The organism is Flectobacillus sp. (genome assembly GCF_049240685.1).
Taxonomy (GTDB): domain Bacteria; phylum Bacteroidota; class Bacteroidia; order Cytophagales; family Spirosomataceae; genus Flectobacillus.
In genome coordinates this window covers 1-3,477 of sequence record NZ_JBMLSD010000169.1, presented here as the reverse complement: position 1 = coordinate 3,477, position 3,477 = coordinate 1, and the positions used below count along the sequence as shown (strand labels likewise).

4 protein-coding genes are annotated in these 3,477 nt (G+C 35.7%); 1 reads left to right on the top strand and 3 read right to left on the bottom strand.

Going from position 1 to position 3,477, the window contains the following annotated elements; genetic code table 11:
• Positions 1-75 precede the first annotated feature (75 nt).
• The 3 genes from plsY to ACOVQ4_RS07830 form a co-directional block, all read right to left on the bottom strand.
• Positions 76-714, bottom strand: coding sequence for a glycerol-3-phosphate 1-O-acyltransferase PlsY (gene plsY / locus ACOVQ4_RS07840; RefSeq protein ID WP_421820100.1), 639 nt, complete (start codon positions 712-714; stop codon positions 76-78).
• 482 nt (positions 715-1,196) lie between these two features.
• Complete coding sequence (locus tag ACOVQ4_RS07835; RefSeq protein WP_421820099.1) at positions 1,197-1,979, bottom strand: LytR/AlgR family response regulator transcription factor; 783 nt, start codon at positions 1,977-1,979, stop codon at positions 1,197-1,199.
• Positions 1,976-3,118, bottom strand: a complete 1,143-nt coding sequence (locus ACOVQ4_RS07830; protein ID WP_421820098.1) for a sensor histidine kinase — start codon at positions 3,116-3,118, stop codon at positions 1,976-1,978. The genes ACOVQ4_RS07835 and ACOVQ4_RS07830 overlap by 4 nt, the downstream gene beginning before the upstream one ends.
• Before the next feature lie 175 nt (positions 3,119-3,293).
• On the opposite strand from ACOVQ4_RS07830, the gene ACOVQ4_RS07825 reads away from it, so the two are divergent.
• A partial coding sequence (locus ACOVQ4_RS07825) for a class I lanthipeptide (RefSeq protein ID WP_421820097.1) occupies positions 3,294-3,477 on the top strand: 184 nt, incomplete at its 3' end.

The following is a 3,477-nucleotide window of genomic DNA, read 5'->3' as shown; positions in this document are numbered from 1 at the left end:
CTATTGCCTATTGCCTATTGCCTATTGCCTATTGCCTATTGCCTATTGCCTAAAACAAAAGATTTGTACGCTTACTTATTCTTTCTTTTTACGAAGATAAATACGATTTTCTTGACCTCTCATGAGGCGTACAATATTTTTGCGATGAGTAATAACAATCATGCCAAAGAGCATAAAACCAAAAACAATCACTAGGTCATTTTCTTTGCCAAATGTGCGTAAAACCAACAGTATCGGAAATGCCAAAGATGCAATAATTGCGCCAAGTGATACATAGTTGAAAGACATAAAAACAACAAAAAAGATTACCATACAAACCAATGCAGCCTCTGGATGTACAGACATCACCATGCCCAAAAGTGTGGCCACGCCCTTGCCCCCTTTAAAATTTGAAAATACAGGGAAAATATGACCAATTACGGCGGCAAATCCAAAAACCAACTTAAGTGTTTGACATTCGTTCCAATCGACAATGTGGCCGTAATATAGCATCAATGCCAGTGACGTTGATATCCATCCTTTGATAGCATCGATCAACAACACTACAGTTCCTGCTCTTTTACCTAAAACTCTGAAAGTATTGGTAGCTCCAGCATTGCCGCTCCCATGCTTGCGCACATCTATTCCAAAATACGCCTCTCCATACCAAATAGCTGTTGGGATGGAACCTAACAGATAGGCAAGTACTGTACAAACAACAACGAGTAGTAACATTTTTAGTAGGTAGATTATTAAGTAAAAATTGGAATCCTTTAATGAAAGCAATAAATAGCATCTGGAATGTTGAACAAAAAACTTATCATGAGCTTATTCAAAAAATCTCAAGCATGCTTTGTCAGGCTTGTTGCAGTGATAGGACAGAGTTCTGTCTTGAGAAATAGTAAACCTTCTATCTTGCTGCCTAACAATTTCGATTCGAAACATTAGTATTTTGGTGTTGTAATCAATTGCTCTCTAAACAAAAATAAATGAAACTTTATGCAAAACCTATTAAGCAATAAAACTTCTTAGAATAATACAACGGGTTCAAAATAAATACAAAATTATGACGTATCTGCATAAAAAAAGCTGTCTATTTTCGTATAGAACAGCTTTTTCAAAGTCTTATATTCTTTAATTATTGGTTTTCAATTAGTAGTTCAAGGAGTTTTGAAAGGTACAAATTAGCCAAAGATTTGGTACTGTTTTATCAACTTCTAATTCGTCAATCTTTTATCAATCAAGGTTGCGCTATCTTTATCTTTAAAAAAAATACTTCCTTCAATCACCTTTGTAAATTCTTCGGCATAGGTATCTCCAATCGGAATTCGAACGACTTTATCTAGCAGGACTTCATCACCTTCAATGCCTGTGATTTTCTCCATTGAAATAATGTAAGAGCGATGAACACGCATAAATCGGTCAGAAGGCAAACGTTTTTCTAAATCTGACAAAGTCAAATTAGTAGAAATACGCTCGTCTTTCATGTAGATAGAAGCATAGTTTTTTTGAGCTTCCATATACACAACGTCTTTAAAAAGCACTTTGTGGAATTTGCCTTTCACATCAACCTTTACAAAAATAAATTCTTCTCTTTTGGCAGGTGGTGGTTCTGGCGCCACAGAAGGTTTGGGCTCTTCGACCAAAGTCATGTGAAATGGCATTTTATTAACAGCTTTCAAGAATCTTTGGTAAGAAAATGGTTTTACCAAATAATCTAGTACGCCATATTCAAAGCTTTTGAGGGCATATTCTTGATAGCCCGTAGTCATGATAAACTTCATTCGACCATCAAAAAGGCTAACCAAGTTCATACCATTCATGCGTGGCATTTGAATATCTGCAAATACCAAATCAACCTCTTTGGTTTGTAATATTCCCACAGCTTCCATCGGATTAGTGGTTGCAGCAACTAGATTTAGGAATGGGGTATCGTTGATATAATCTACCACAATATCTAAGGCAGATTGTTCATCATCTACTGCGACACAGTTAATCATATTCCGTTCGGGTTATAGTTAAAGTTTAAGGTAAAAAATACTGCATAGTCATCCTTATCATCAATCACGCTGAGCTCTTGAGCTTCGCCGTGGACAACCTTAAGTCGCTTCTTGATATTATCTATACCAATACCCGTTTGTCCTTTGTCAGTTATAGGATTATCATCTTTTCTTTTCAAGTTCCAAGTCGAAAACGTTAGTACATCATCTTCCAACGTTGCCTTTATCTGTAAAGGGTATTCGGGGTCGTGAAGTTCTCCATGTTTAAAGCTATTTTCAACAATCGTAATTAATACCATTGGCATGATTCTGAAATAGCTAAAGTCTCCTTGCTCTTCATATTCAATAAAGATATTGTTATTAAAACGCTGTTTTTGCAGTTCGAGATATTGCTTGACAAAATCCAATTCCCCTTCTAGGTCGACGGTATCTTGCTGCATTCGAGTACTGGTAGCATAACGCATCATTTCGGCAAAAGTAAGAATAATATTACCAGCTTCTTTGGAGGCGCCTCGTACCTTACTGTACAGCATATTAAGGGTATTGTACAAAAAGTGAGGATTGATTTGAGCACGCAAGAATGCCATTTCGGCGAGTGTTTTTTCTTTTGCTAAAATAGCTAGTTCGGCGTCTTGACGTGCAATTTCTGCATCTTTTTCCGCAATTGCAATTTCTTGTTGAGCTATTTCTTTTTGTTGCTTAATCGACTTTAATGCAAAGAAATATCCCACACTAAACATTACATAGGTATTGCCATTAAAGATTGTCAAAGAAATCATCTGCACTAATTTATTACCAGTTGTATCAAACAACCACGGCATCAACAGATACTCTATCCATGCCCTCCAACCTAAATACAAACCAAGCAATGTTAAAAATGATAGAATTAACTGAAAAATTGTCGATTTTGAAAAAAATCGGGGCAATACAAATAGTGCAAGCCCATAAAACAGCATGGCATCACCAATTCTATACACGATTGCCTGAAGAATAAACTTCGGTGTAATTGGCTCCCCATAAAAGAAATGAAGTAGTAAGCTAAAGTAAATGGTATATAAGACCCAAATTATCACATGCGTACTCACTTCTTTTGATGCCCACGAAGTCCTTTTCTGTGTATCTGCTGTTCGATTCAACATAGAATTTTTAGGATAATTAAAAAATTAAAATAGACAATCTTCCTATTCGGATTGATAATAAACGGATTAATCCGATAAATTAAATAGGCCAAAATCTTTTGAACAACTTTGTATCACCACTTCGCAAGAAGCTTATTACTAGACACATAACTTAAAAAAATAAAAGATTTTTGCCATGAAAAACATTACTACAAACAACAAACTCGCTATCAATAAATCTACTGTTGCTAAATTCAACAACAACCACGATAACCTTAACCACAAAACAGCCTCGATTATCTCAAACTTCGGCGCTCAGTACACCGCTTCGATTATTTCGAACTTCAATGATAATACTACCGCTTCGATTATTTCGAATT

What these genes read in the sequence shown, in the direction of transcription:
- plsY (WP_421820100.1), bottom strand. Translation starts at nt 714, where the DNA reads ATGTTACTACTCGTTGTTGTTTGTACAGTACTTGCCTATCTGTTAGGT.
- ACOVQ4_RS07835 (WP_421820099.1), bottom strand. Translation starts at nt 1,979, where the DNA reads ATGATTAACTGTGTCGCAGTAGATGATGAACAATCTGCCTTAGATATT.
- ACOVQ4_RS07830 (WP_421820098.1), bottom strand. Translation starts at nt 3,118, where the DNA reads ATGTTGAATCGAACAGCAGATACACAGAAAAGGACTTCGTGGGCATCA.